This window comes from Neomoorella sulfitireducens, assembly GCF_024733845.1.
Taxonomy (GTDB): Bacteria; Bacillota; DSM-521; order Neomoorellales; family Neomoorellaceae; genus Neomoorella; species Neomoorella sulfitireducens.
This window is the reverse complement of the sequence record NZ_JANRHG010000014.1, coordinates 14,349-27,017: the sequence shown is the minus strand read 5'-3', so window position 1 is coordinate 27,017 and position 12,669 is coordinate 14,349. Positions and strand designations below refer to the sequence as shown.

The window sequence follows — 12,669 nt, the reverse complement described above, 5'->3', positions numbered from 1 at the left end:
TTCACCCCAGGCTGCCCCTGCCGCATAAAATAGAGCAGGGGTGAGCGACGTGGGTTACCAGGCACCGATAATCTTGCTGGCAACAGTCGTGTTGCTGGTCTTAGTCTACAGTTTGTTCTGGTGGCGGCAAAAAGAATTAACCTTTACCTATTCCACCCTGGCCCTCCTGGTGGGTAACCAGGAAAATTTTCTCGAAGGTATCTTGCGCCGTTTCTGGTGGTGGTGCTTCTGGTACGGTGTGCCCTGGAAGCTGGTAATAATTATCGACGTCCGGGCACGGGCCTCCGTTGCTATCTTGCACCAATTTTTTTATCCCTATCCCTCTTTTCCGGTGATTTTTAGCCACGAGGAAGTCATGGAGGTAGGGCGGTTTCCGGCTGGAGACGACGGCCGGCAGGTTTATCTATTAGATATTCGCCGGGAAAAAGATTTTAGCTTTACTTGGGAAAAGATTTGCCGTGTCTTAAAAAAATAAATTACACGGAAGGAAAAATTAACCTTTTGGCGAAATATACAATTTAAGTTAAGTTTAAGGAGAGCGGGTTCATGGGCGAAGGGCACAGCCGGGAGGGGTGGCTGGCGGGTTTAACCCTGATGGCGGGAGGTTTGCTTCTAACCCTTGCAGGTCTACCCGGCCCGGCTGTCTGGTGGGGCTTAAGCTGGAGTATAATCAACAGCCTGGTCCTTGTAACCGGAAACTTTTTAAGAAACCGCAGGGAGCAGTTCTTTTTCTTAGGTGTTAACCTTCTCCTGGTAAGCAACTGGCAGTTTACATGGAACATGCCATGGGATCTTTATTTCCCTTTTTTATTGCTTTTACCCCTCCTGGTACCCCTTTACTTGGGCCAGAAGGAGGTTGCCGTCTCCGGACTGGCGGCAGGCTTCTTTCTGGCAGTTTACTGGTATATTAAGGAGGAGATGCCATTAAGCGATCGTCACCTGGCCTTCTTGGGCGGCTTGCTTGCGGTAATAGCTTTTTGCTTTTTTACCTGGCTTAAAACGCTTGCTGAAGCCCTTAAGGTTTCTTTCCTGCAGGCCGAGGTGGCTCACTGGCAGCGGGAATATAAAAACTCCCTCACCCAGCTGGCGGCAGCTGAACTTATGGCCGTCACCGACGACCTGACCGGGCTTTTTAATTATCGCTATTTTGAGCAGAACCTTGAGAGCATGTTAAGTCCCCAGTACCAGATGCGGCACCTGGCTATTTTAATGATCGACATCGATTATTTCAAAGAAATTAATGATTCTTTCGGCCATATGATTGGTAACCAGGTGCTGGTGGAACTGGCGGGAATCTTAAAAGAACATACCCGGGAACAGGACATTGTCACCCGTTTTGGCGGCGAAGAATTCGCCATTATCTTGCCCGGCACCGAATACCGGGGTGCCCTTCAGGTAGCGGAAAGGATACGCCAGGCCATAGCCGGGCACAGCTTCAATAAAGAAGGGGCGAAAGAAGGGGCACCTGTACGCCTGACGGTAAGTACCGGTATAGCCGTTTGGCCTGAAGACGGGCTTAATAAGGAAGAGCTGGTTGCCCGGGCCGACCTGGCCCTCTACCAGGCAAAAACCGGGGGGCGCAACAGCGTGTACTCGTACCAGCTCCTTAAAGACGAAGGCGGGGTAAATGAGGCCAGGTTATAACCGGCATTTTTTAAGGGCTACGACGGGTTTATTAAAAAAATCGCTTCGGGTTATTACCTGGAGGTCAGATAACGTTGGAAGCAAGTTATAACCCCATTTTTTGCTGGCGTGGTTATGTATACGCGACCTGGAACGCCCGCTCGGGGCGGTTGGGGCTCAGCCACAACCCCGGCCTGGATCGTACTTTCTGGCAGCAGCACGGCTACCATCACTTTACCTTACTTACACCGCCACTACCCCTGGGTACGGCGGCTTTTTTATGGGAATGGTTGCAACGATATCTACATATAGAAGGGGAACCCCGGTGGCGTGAGGTTACAGCCCGGATAAACAGGGCGCGTTTGAAGCTGGGCCTTCCCCCGTGGTCAATCCCGGTTAATTATTTACCCGCCCCCCTGCCGGCGCCGGCACAAGCAGAGCTGGCCCTGGTACAAAAAAGCCTGGCCGGCCGCATTCTCTGGCGGGAAGAAATAGAGCTGGCCATGGCGGGAAATAAGAGGGGCGTAACTGCTCCCCTGGAGAACCTGTTACACTGGCTTTTCCTGGAGGGGGAGGTAAGTATCATGCCGGGGGTCGGTTATGATCCCAACGGCGAGCCCCGCTGCCGGCGCTGCGGCCAGTCCTCCAGGTTGTTAAAGGTTGCCTGTAATACCTGCGGAAGCGGGGACTGCCTTATCTGCGAAAATTGTCTTGCCATGGGCCAGGCCCGCCGCTGCCGTCCCCTGTATGCCAGTTCCTGGTCGTCGCAGTGGCCGGGGATAAAGCCCGGCCGGGAAGTCCGTCCCCGGCTCCAGTTTACCCTCACCAGGGCCCAGGCGGATGCCTACAGGGAAGCAGAAGAATTTGTTTTCCAGGGTGCGGGAAAAGAGTGTCTACTCTGGGCCGCCTGCGGTGCCGGTAAGACGGAGGTGGCCTGCGGGACTATTACTGCTGCCCTGAGCCTTGGGAAGACCGTCCTTTATGCCTGTCCTCGCCGGGAGATCATCAGGGAATTAGAGAAACGCCTTGCGGCCATCTGGCCGGAGTTGCGTATTCTTGCCCTTTATGGCGGGAGCCCGGGAAAATTCGGCGAGGCCGACATTATCCTGGCTACTACCCATCAAGCCTTGCGCTTTTATCGTCGCTTTGACCTGGTAATCCTCGACGAAGTAGATGCTTATCCCCTTTCTGAAGACCCCATGCTTTATTATGCTGTAACGCGGGCCCGCCGGGAAGGCGGACAGGTGTTATTTTTAACGGCTACCCCGCCACCAGGGCTGGTTACCCGGGTGAAACGCAGGCAGGTAAAGGTAATTTATCTGCCGGCCCGGCCCCACGGCCATCCCCTGCCGGTACCGGAAATCATACGGGAACCGGTTTTAAGCCGTCCCGGAACCGGGCCCCTTCCCCGCCGCCTGGCCGGTTGCCTGGACCTGACCCTGGCGGGAAATAGCCGGATGATTATTTTTGTTCCCGCAGTTAAACTGGTAGAAGAAGTTGTCGCCTGGCTCTTAAAGGAGCGGCCGGGACCGGCCCCTGAAAGGCCCTGGATTCAGGGCTGTTATGCCGCCCATCCCCGGCGGGATGAAATAATTGCCGCCTTTCGCCGGGGGGAGTTTCCCGTGCTGGTGGCGACTACTGTGATGGAGCGGGGAATTACCATCCCGCGCCTTAATGTCCTGGTCTTGTACGCCGATGAAGAAATGGTTTTTACCACCAATACCCTGGTCCAGATGGCCGGCCGTGCCGGTCGTTCACCGGACCATCCCGCCGGCCAGGTCTGGTTTCTGGCCAGGCGGGTTAGCCCGGCCATGGTTGCGGCTTGCCACCAGATCCAGGAGTTTAACAACCTGGCCCGCCGGAGGGGATACCTGTCGGTCTAGGCTACATGATAGGAGGCGCTTTGTGCTTTTTTCCTGGCTTTTTCCCAAACCACGGTCCTGTGCCTGGTGCGGCCGGCCGTCTCCCGGCGGTGACTTTTGCACCGCCTGCAGGGACCAGCTCCAGGCCTGGCGGCAGCGATACCATCCCTGTCATTATTGCGGCCGCCTCCTGCTGCTGGCAAAGGAGGTCATCTGCCGCCACTGCCGGGAGGAATTGCCTCCTTTCCGGAAGGCCCGGGCGGTGGGCCCCTACCACGGAATCATGAAAGAAATGATCTGGGCCTTCAAGTACCAGGGCCGCCGTTCCCTGGCCGCACCTTTGGGTCGCCTTTTAGCCGGGGTGGTCGTCAGGGAACTGGGCCCGGTACGTCCCGACCTGGTGCTCCCGGTGCCCCTTACCGGAGCCCGCCTGCGGGCCCGCGCCTTTAACCAGGCAGGGCTCCTGGCCCTGTCCCTGGGACGGGAACTGGATCTCCCGGTAGATGGAGATGTAATGGCCAGAATCCGGGAAACAGCTCCCCAGGTCAACCTAACCCGGAGGTCGCGGTGGCGCAATTTGGCCGGCGCTTTCCGGGTAACGGCGCCGGCTAAAATAACAGGGCGCAACCTGCTCCTGGTAGATGATGTACTGACCACGGGGGCCACGGCCGCCGCCTGTACCATCGCCCTGATGGCTGCCGGTGCTGCCAGCGTTGCCGTAGTTACCCTGGCAACGGGGATCGAAAATTTATCCTGATTTTCACCAAAAATAGCCATTGCGGATACCGGTATCGACAAAATTTTAGGACTTCCACATTTCCATCCACAGTTGCAGGGCAGGGATTACAACTTATTAACAAGGTTATCCACTTTATCCACAGCTTCAGAGCCCGGCAGAAGGGCTTACGAAAACTGTTTTCGACAACCAAAAATTGGCAAACGCGGTCAAGGATAATTTGACAGTCAACAATAACCATGTTAAGATGAAATTGCTTGAGGGTGCTCCCGGCCTCAAGGGAGAATATTTTAGGAGGAATGTTGAAAGGATGTTGGGCAAGGTTAAGTGGTTTAGCCCGGAGAAAGGTTACGGTTTTATTGAAAAGGAAGACGGCAAGGACGTCTTCGTACACTTCTCCGCCATCCAGGGTGAAGGTTTTAAGACCCTGGCTGAAGGAGAGACGGTGGAATTTGACATTGTCGAAGGCCCCCGTGGTCCCCAGGCAGCCAATGTGATTAAACTGTAGCCTACCAGGCCCCGGTTTGTACCGGGGCCTTGCTGGTATTTTAAGGGCAGATGCAGGAATTTATTTTCCTGAAGGGAATAATATGTATAAGTATAGAAAGGAGCGTTTGGTAGAGGATGGAAATCATTATCCGCGGCAAAAATTTCCCGGTAACCGACTCCTTAAAACAGTATATCGAAAAGAGACTGGGCAAAATAGAGCGGTACCTGGAAGGAGTGGATGAGGTCCAGGTTAATTTATCGGTGAACAGGGACGCCCATGTTGTCGAAGTAACTATTCCCCTAAACGGTTACCTGCTGCGGGGAGAAGAGGTCACCGGTGACATGTACGGGTCTGTCGACCTGGTAGTAGAAAAGCTGGAAAAGCAGATTGAAAAATATAAAACAAAACTGGCCAGGAAATTGAAGAACGGCACCTTAAAGGAAATGCCGGCCGAAAACGCGGAAGAAGCCATTCCCGAACCGAGATTAATAAGGACCAAGCGCTTTCCCATCAAACCCATGGCTGTGGAAGAAGCCATCCTGCAAATGAATTTACTGGGGCATAACTTTTTTGTCTTTTCCAATGCGGAAACAGAGGAAGTTAACGTCCTTTACCGTCGCCGCGATGGTAACTACGGCCTAATTGAGCCGGAATATTAATACAATAATAAAAGAAACCTGGAGATTATGGGAGATTTTGGGCGAAATCGAACAATATCTCTCTTTTTTTACCTTTTTTAGCAGGAAATTTTATTTCTCTGGCGAATATAGATCCAGAAATTACAGGAACAGGTGAGTGATTTGGCGGAGGAGAAACAGGTAACGGAGGTTGCTGCTTATGAAAGGGTAATTTGCCAGATTAAAGACGTACTGGGGGCGCGGCTGGTAACGGCTCCCGATGGCAGCATCGGTGAAATACATATTATGGCTGGCAGCAATCGTAGCCCCAAGCAAATCGTCCGCGACGTGGAGTCGGCCCTGCTTATCCAGCTGGGGGTTACCGTAGACCACAAAAAAATAAGTGTAGTCCAGGTAGATGAGCGGGAAATGCCGGGAGAAGTGGCTGAAGAAAGGCTCCCCTACCGGGCCGCAGGTATATCCCTGCGCGTTGTGAGCATAAATTTGTTTACCAGGGGGTTGGAAGCAGAGGTAACAGTAGAACTGGGCGGCAGGCCCGATGGAGATGTTTACCAGGGGTTTGCCAGCGGCCCCAACTTCCCGTCGCACCATCTCCGGCTGGTGGCAGAAGCCACCCTGAATGCCGTTGAAAAGGCGAGCCTCGGCAAGTGGCGACTGGCCCTGGAGGACCTGGCGCTGGTGGAAGTGGCCCACCGCCGGGCCGCCGTGTGTGTTATTGTTTTAGTTAGACGGGAAGGATATGAATATCTGGCCGGTGTATCCCTGATTAAAGGGGATGAACGCCGGGCCGCCGCCGAGGCCGTCCTGAAGGCCATCAAATACTTTACCTTTGAACACTGGCAAGAAAGATAAAAATTACCATGCCCGGGGTAAACCTTAATTGCCCCGGGCAACGATTCGTGTTACAATATAAACGATAAGGTTTATCCTTTACGGAAAGGAACCGGCATGGTTCCTTTTATATTGAGGTGACTTCAGCAATGCTGGGAATATTGCGTAATTTGCTTGACGATAATGCCCGGGATATTAAAAAATTAAGCCGCCAGGTTGAGGCCATAAATGCCCTGGAACCGGAAATCCAGGCCCTGGCGGACGACGACCTGCGGGCCAAAACGGCCGAGTTTCGCCGCCGCCTGGACAACGGCGCCGGCCTGGATGAACTGCTGCCGGAGGCCTTTGCCGTGGTCAGGGAAGCCTCGCGGCGGGTCCTGGGACAGCGCCATTTTGATGTCCAGCTCATGGGAGGAATTGTCCTGCACCAGGGCCGCATTGCCGAGATGAAGACCGGCGAAGGTAAGACCCTGGTGGCCACCCTGCCCGCCTATCTTAACGCCCTTACGGGACAAGGGGTGCATATTGTTACCGTTAACGACTACCTGGCCCGCCGGGACAGCGAATGGATGGGCCGTATTTACCGCTTCCTGGGGCTGAAGGTAGGCCTGATTGTCCACGGCCTGGACGCCGCCGCCAGGCGGGAAGCCTACGGTGCCGACATAACTTACGGCACCAACAACGAGTTTGGTTTTGACTACCTGCGGGATAATATGGCCCTCCACCCGGAGGAGATGGTCCAGCGGGAACTCAATTATGCCATTGTCGATGAGGTTGACAGTATTTTAATCGACGAGGCCCGGACGCCCCTGATTATTTCTGGTATGGCCGAAAAGCCTACGGAAATGTATTACACCGTGGCCCGGATTATCCCCCGCCTGAGGCCGGGGATAGATTATACTGTGGATGAAAAGGCGAAGGTAGCCACCCTGACGGAAGCCGGGGTGGCCAGGGTGGAAGAGATGCTGGGGGTAGACAACCTCTACGACGACGCCAACATCGAGCTTTCCCACCACGTCAACCAGGCCCTCAAAGCCCACACCCTGATGAAGAGGGACCGGGACTACGTGGTCAAGGACGGCCAGGTTATCATCGTCGACGAGTTTACCGGGCGCCTCATGTTCGGTCGGCGCTACAGCGAGGGCCTGCACCAGGCCATCGAGGCCAAGGAAGGCGTCAAAATTGAACGGGAGTCCCAGACCCTGGCCACCATTACCTTCCAGAATTATTTCCGGATGTACCGGAAACTTGCAGGCATGACGGGCACGGCGGCCACGGAGGAAGAAGAGTTCCGGAAGATCTACAACCTGGATGTGGTGGTCATCCCCACCAATAAGCCCATGATCCGCAAGGATTACCCCGACGTTATTTACCGCACGGAGAAGGGCAAATTCGAAGCAGTGGTAAACGAGGTCTGTGAGCGGCACGCCAAGGGGCAGCCCGTGCTGGTGGGCACCATTTCCATCGAAAAATCGGAACGCCTGAGCGAGATGCTGAAAAAGCGGGGTGTACCCCACCAGGTACTGAACGCCAAGTACCATGAAAAGGAAGCCGAGATTATAGCCCAGGCCGGCCGGCTGGGCGCGGTGACCATTGCCACCAACATGGCCGGCCGCGGTACCGATATTATCCTGGGGGGCAACCCGGAGGCCCTGGCTAAAGAAAGAATGCGGCAGGCAGGTTTCAGCCCGGAACTGATTGCCGCGGCAAGCTGGTTTAAAGTGGATGGAGAAAACCCGGAGGTAGAGGAAGCCCGCCGGGCCTACCGGGAATTCCTGGCCCGGGCCCAGGAGGAGACGGAAGCCGAGCGAGAAAAGGTAGTGGCCCTGGGAGGACTGCATATAATCGGTACCGAGCGCCATGAAAGCCGGCGCATTGACAACCAGCTACGCGGCCGCGCCGGCCGCCAGGGCGATCCCGGTTCCAGCCGTTTCTACGTTTCCCTGGAAGACGACCTGATGCGCCTCTTCGGCTCTGAAAGTTTAACCGGGATTCTCGACCGGCTGGGGATGGATGACACCACGCCCATTGATCATCCCCTGGTGTCCCGGTCCCTGGAACAGGCCCAGAAAAAGGTGGAGGCCCATAACTTTGACATCCGCAAGCACGTCCTGGAGTATGACGACGTCATCAATAAGCAGCGGGAGATTATCTACCGCCAGCGGCGGGAAGTTTTGACCGGCGCGGACCTGCGCCCGGCCATTGAAGATATGATTAACACCGTCGTTGACGGTACCGTCGACCGCTATGCCGGGGAGAGCAAGTATCCCGAAGAGTGGGACCTGGCCGGCATGCTGGACTACGCCGAGCAGCTCTTTTTACCCACCTGCGACCGGGAAGCCCTAATCCAGGCCATCCGGGAAATGGACAGGGAAGAAGTTTACGGCTTTTTAAGGGAAAAGGCACTGGAGGCCTACCGGCAGCGGGAAGCGGAACTGGGCCCGGAAAATTTGCGCGCCATCGAGCGTCTGGTGCTCTTAAGGGTAGTGGATATCAAGTGGATGGACCACCTGGACGCCATGGACCAGCTGCGCCACGGCATCGGTCTCAGGGCCTACGGCCAGCAGGACCCGCTGGTAGCCTACAAGTTTGAGGCCTACCAGATGTTTAACGACATGATTGCTGCCATCCAGGAAGACGTCGTGCGCTATCTCTACCGGGTCAAGGTCGTCCAGCAGGAAGCCGAACGTCCCCGCCGGGTGGTGGAAAACCGCTATACCGGGGAAGAAGGGGGGCCGCGGCAGCCGGTACGCCGGGAGCAAAAGGTGGGGCGCAACGACCCCTGCCCCTGCGGCAGCGGCAAAAAGTACAAGAAATGCTGCGGGGCGGGAAAGTGAGGGGCTGGCTTTTTTTCGCTCGCTCCGTGGCCCTTGTGGAGCGGCCTAAGGCTTAGCCTCCGGCTCGGGCGGGGTTCCCGGCCTATTCGGCATCCTTGCCTCAGAGGCCGGCCTCGGACATCCTGTCCTCGGCCCCGCCCTCGCTCTCCGGTACAGCCTGCGACCGCTTTACCACTCGGGCCAAGTCGCTCGCTCCAAATTAAAGCCAGACCGTCAAAAAATAGTTTTCTAGAGGTGATCAGCCATGCTACAGGACTATAAAGGCCGCCTGGAGGATTTAGCCGGGCGGCTGGAAGAATTGAGGGTTTCCCTTTGACCTGGAAGCAGCAACGATAGAAATAGAGCGCCTGGAAAAAGAGATGCTCAGCCCCGGCTTCTGGGAAGACCGGGGACGGGCCGAGGCCGTAGGGAAACGCCTTAATTTCCTTAAAGAAAAATTGGCCCGGTTTCAGGAACTGGAAAGGAAATATATGGACGCCCTTGAACTCTGGCAGCTGGCTGTAGCCGAAGAAGATACTTCCCTGGAGGAAGAGATCGCCGGGGAAGTGGCGGCCGTAGAAAGCCAGGTGGAAAAGGAACTCCTGGCCACCCTTTTGAACGGCCGCTATGACAGCCACAATGCCATCCTCTCCCTGCATCCCGGTGCCGGGGGCACCGAATCCCAGGACTGGGCCGCCATGCTCCTCAGGATGTACAGCCGTTGGGCCGAAGATCACGGTTACCAGGTAGAACTCCTGGATTACCTGGAAGGAGAAGAGGCCGGGATTAAAAACGCCACCATCCTCATTAAAGGCGAGTATGCCTATGGCTACCTCCAGGCTGAAAAGGGCGTCCACCGCCTGGTGCGCATTTCCCCCTTTGACGCCGCCGGCCGCCGGCATACTTCCTTTGCTTCCGTGGACGTTATCCCCGAGGTGACGGCCGATGAGGAAGTAATCATTAATCCCGACGATTTAAAGATCGATACCTTTCGCTCGCAGGGGGCCGGTGGCCAGTACGTCAACAAGACGGACTCAGCGGTGCGCATTACCCACCTGCCCACAGGCATAGTTGTTACCTGCCAGAATGAACGTTCCCAGCACGCCAACCGCTTGAGCGCCATGAAAATTCTCCAGGCCAAGCTGGCGGCGCTAAAACGCCAGGAACAGGAAGAGGAGCTGGCCCGGATCCGGGGTGAACAGCGGGAGATAGCCTGGGGAAACCAGATTCGTTCCTACGTCTTCCACCCTTACAGCCTGGTCAAGGATCACCGTACCGAGGTGGAAACAGGCAACATCCAGGCGGTTATGGATGGCCAGATCGATCCTTTTATCCACGCTTATTTACACTGGCAGCGACACCAGAAAAGGTAAAAGCCCGGCCTTGGCAGCCGGGCTTTTACCTTGACACCACGGCAGGCCTGGTGTAAGATGAAGTTGGGTAATTTGGGTCTTTTGGGTATAATAATTAGGTTTTTGGGTACTGCTATAGGAAATCATATCAGGAAAGGAGAGAGGTTGCAAAATGGCTGCCGTGCGTGCCAACCTGGAACTGGCCAAGAGATATGTGGCCGAGAAGGTTTTACGGGAAGCGTTTGGTTATATGGAAAAAAATCCAGAAGAGAACTTCCCCCGTCTGTTGCAGGTGGCCCGGATGCTGGCCCGGAAAGAGGTACATAAGCAGCAGATCGCCAAAGTCCTGGAGGCTTACCGGCAAAATCCCAGCATTCATGCCTATGTGAACCGCCTTTTCAACCTGCACCCCAACGTCAAGGAGCGCCTCATTTACAACTGGTTCGTCAACGCTATGCTCCTGGGTATCCCCCGCCAGCAGCAGGTAGAAAAGGAGACGGGGGTCCATATTCCCAACTTTATCCTCCTGGATCCTACCAGCGACTGTAACCTGCGCTGCCACGGCTGCTGGGCCGGAGAATATGCCCACCATGACAGCCTGGAACTGGACCTGGTGGACCGCCTCTGCCGGGAAGGCAAAGAAGTGGGCATCTACTGGATGGCCATGTCCGGCGGCGAACCATTCCGCTGGCCCCACCTCTTTGAACTGGCAGCAAGGCACCCGGATATGGCCTTCATGCTTTACACCAACGGCACCCTGATTGATGAGGCTGTCGCCGATCGCCTGGTGGAAGTTGGCAACATCACGCCGGCCATCAGCCTGGAAGGCTGGCGGGAACGCACCGACGCCCGTAGGGGAAGAGGCGTCTTTGACCGGGTTATGAAGGCCATGGACGCCTTAAGGGAACGGGGCCTGGTTTTCGGCGTTTCCCTGACTATTACCCGGGAAAACGTTGAAGAAGTGACCAGCGATGCCTTTATCGACTTCCTGCTGGAGAAGGGTGTTGTTTACGGCTGGAGTTTCCATTATATTCCCATCGGCCGGGAACCCAATCCCGGGTTAATGATCACCCCCGAGCAGCGGGCCTACCTGGTGGAGCGCGTGGCCTATATTCGCAATCACAAAGGCCTGCAGCTGGCCGATTTCTGGAATGACGGCGAACTGACACTGGGCTGCATCGCCGGCGGCCGCCGCTACTTCCACATTACAGCCAGCGGGGACGTAGAACCCTGCGCCTTCATCCATTTCTCCCTGGATAACATCAAAGAGAAGAGTTTTATGGAGGTGCTCCAGTCGCCCCTCTTCCGGGCCTACCAGCAGCGCCAGCCCTTCAGCGATAATTTACTGCGCCCCTGCCCCTTAATTGACGTTCCCGGAGCTTTGAGGGAAATCGTTGCCACCACAGGGGCCAGGCCCACCCACCGGGGAGCGGAAACGGTCTTGAGCGGGCCCATAGGCGCCTTCCTGGACGCCAATGCCGCCCGCTGGGCCGCAGTAGCCGATAAAATATGGCGGGAGCGCCATCCGATGGAAGAAGAAAAAGAATTGACAGCCGGTAAATAAAAGGATATGCTGGGGGTAGCAAGTGATGGGAGAGGGACGCCTATGCTTACCAGACGTAGGTCCCAGTTCCTGGAAAGGATAAAGGCCATCTACCAGGAAACCGGGGAGCCAGTTCATTATATTACCGTTGCCGAAGACCTGCAGGTCAGCAAATGGACGGCTTATGACGTCCTGCTGGAGCTGGAGAAGGAAGGTTTCCTGGAACGGCAGTATGTCGTTAATAGCAATGAAAAAACACCGGGTCGTTCCATGATTATGTTTGTACCTACTGACCTGGCCGAAATTCATCCTACCTTTGCCCTCGACTGGCAGCAGGTCCGTTCCAGGCTGCTGGAAACCTTAAGCAACATTTTACCCCGGGAGGCCGGTCGGGTAGCGCGGGAATTATTGGAAGAGATGCCCGGCAAGGCCCATCCGGTAATTACCAGCGCTTATATCTTGACTATCCTGCTGGTGTATTTGAAATCCCTGGGGGAAAAGGCCCTGCAGCTGGTCCGTAACGCCCTTACGAAAGCGCCGCGACCGGAAGCCGGCCTGCTCCTGGCAACGGGTACGGGCTGGGGCCTGGCCGCCAATATGCTGCCCCAGGGGAAACTGGCCGGGCAGCTGGCCGGTTATTTGAGCTACCTCCAGGAGCAAATCGAAAATTTAACCGGCGGCGAGCATAAACTACTGGTAGACTTTCTCCATGAAGCCCTGGAACGGGCCGGTTAAAAGTTAAGCCCGGAGCTGTAACAGCCCGGGCTTTTTAAATAAA

11 protein-coding genes are annotated in these 12,669 nt (G+C 55.8%); all 11 read left to right on the top strand.

Features of this window, described 5'->3' with window-relative positions; genetic code table 11:
• Positions 1-49: 49 nt before the first annotated feature.
• The 11 genes from NWF31_RS12310 (at position 50) to NWF31_RS12260 (ending at position 12,626) form a co-directional block, all read left to right on the top strand.
• Positions 50-475 (top strand): hypothetical protein, encoded by a 426-nt coding sequence (locus NWF31_RS12310; RefSeq protein ID WP_258360805.1) that lies wholly within the window; start codon positions 50-52, stop codon positions 473-475.
• 71 nt (positions 476-546) lie between these two features.
• Complete coding sequence (locus NWF31_RS12305; RefSeq protein ID WP_258360804.1) at positions 547-1,644, top strand: GGDEF domain-containing protein; 1,098 nt, start codon at positions 547-549, stop codon at positions 1,642-1,644.
• A 74-nt stretch (positions 1,645-1,718) separates the two neighbouring features.
• Complete coding sequence (locus NWF31_RS12300; RefSeq protein ID WP_258360803.1) at positions 1,719-3,506, top strand: helicase-related protein; 1,788 nt, start codon at positions 1,719-1,721, stop codon at positions 3,504-3,506.
• A gap of 22 nt (positions 3,507-3,528) precedes the next feature.
• On the top strand, positions 3,529-4,242 hold the full coding sequence (locus NWF31_RS12295) for a ComFC family protein (protein ID WP_258360802.1): 714 nt from the start codon (positions 3,529-3,531) through the stop codon (positions 4,240-4,242).
• Between the two features lie 289 nt (positions 4,243-4,531).
• The gene (locus NWF31_RS12290) at positions 4,532-4,729 is read left to right on the top strand and encodes a cold shock domain-containing protein (RefSeq protein WP_258360801.1); all 198 of its coding nucleotides are present in this window, start codon (positions 4,532-4,534) and stop codon (positions 4,727-4,729) included.
• A gap of 116 nt (positions 4,730-4,845) precedes the next feature.
• Positions 4,846-5,370, top strand: coding sequence for a ribosome hibernation-promoting factor, HPF/YfiA family (hpf, locus tag NWF31_RS12285; RefSeq protein ID WP_258360800.1), 525 nt, complete (start codon positions 4,846-4,848; stop codon positions 5,368-5,370).
• 141 nt (positions 5,371-5,511) lie between these two features.
• The gene (locus NWF31_RS12280) at positions 5,512-6,201 is read left to right on the top strand and encodes a hypothetical protein (protein ID WP_258360799.1); all 690 of its coding nucleotides are present in this window, start codon (positions 5,512-5,514) and stop codon (positions 6,199-6,201) included.
• 128 nt (positions 6,202-6,329) lie between these two features.
• Positions 6,330-9,017, top strand: a complete 2,688-nt coding sequence (gene secA / locus NWF31_RS12275; RefSeq protein WP_258360798.1) for a preprotein translocase subunit SecA — start codon at positions 6,330-6,332, stop codon at positions 9,015-9,017.
• Between the two features lie 244 nt (positions 9,018-9,261).
• Positions 9,262-10,369, top strand: a protein-coding gene (gene prfB / locus NWF31_RS12270; protein ID WP_258360797.1) for a peptide chain release factor 2 whose coding sequence is annotated in 2 segments (ribosomal slippage) — positions 9,262-9,330 and positions 9,332-10,369 — 1,107 coding nt in all. Because the reading frame shifts where the segments join, the coding sequence is not laid out codon by codon here.
• A 151-nt stretch (positions 10,370-10,520) separates the two neighbouring features.
• Positions 10,521-11,912: a radical SAM/SPASM domain-containing protein gene (locus NWF31_RS12265; protein ID WP_258360796.1), complete on the top strand. Its 1,392-nt coding sequence runs from the start codon at positions 10,521-10,523 to the stop codon at positions 11,910-11,912.
• A gap of 42 nt (positions 11,913-11,954) precedes the next feature.
• Entirely contained in the window at positions 11,955-12,626 is a 672-nt protein-coding gene (locus NWF31_RS12260) for a LexA family transcriptional regulator (RefSeq protein ID WP_258360795.1), read from the top strand.
• Positions 12,627-12,669 lie beyond the last annotated feature (43 nt).

Bases quoted from the DNA above. Each gene is read 5' to 3' on its own strand.
- secA (WP_258360798.1), top strand. From the start codon at position 6,330: ATGCTGGGAATATTGCGTAATTTGCTTGACGATAATGCCCGGGATATT.
- NWF31_RS12305 (WP_258360804.1), top strand. From the start codon at position 547: ATGGGCGAAGGGCACAGCCGGGAGGGGTGGCTGGCGGGTTTAACCCTG.
- NWF31_RS12265 (WP_258360796.1), top strand. From the start codon at position 10,521: ATGGCTGCCGTGCGTGCCAACCTGGAACTGGCCAAGAGATATGTGGCC.
- hpf (WP_258360800.1), top strand. From the start codon at position 4,846: ATGGAAATCATTATCCGCGGCAAAAATTTCCCGGTAACCGACTCCTTA.
- NWF31_RS12260 (WP_258360795.1), top strand. From the start codon at position 11,955: ATGCTTACCAGACGTAGGTCCCAGTTCCTGGAAAGGATAAAGGCCATC.
- NWF31_RS12290 (WP_258360801.1), top strand. From the start codon at position 4,532: ATGTTGGGCAAGGTTAAGTGGTTTAGCCCGGAGAAAGGTTACGGTTTT.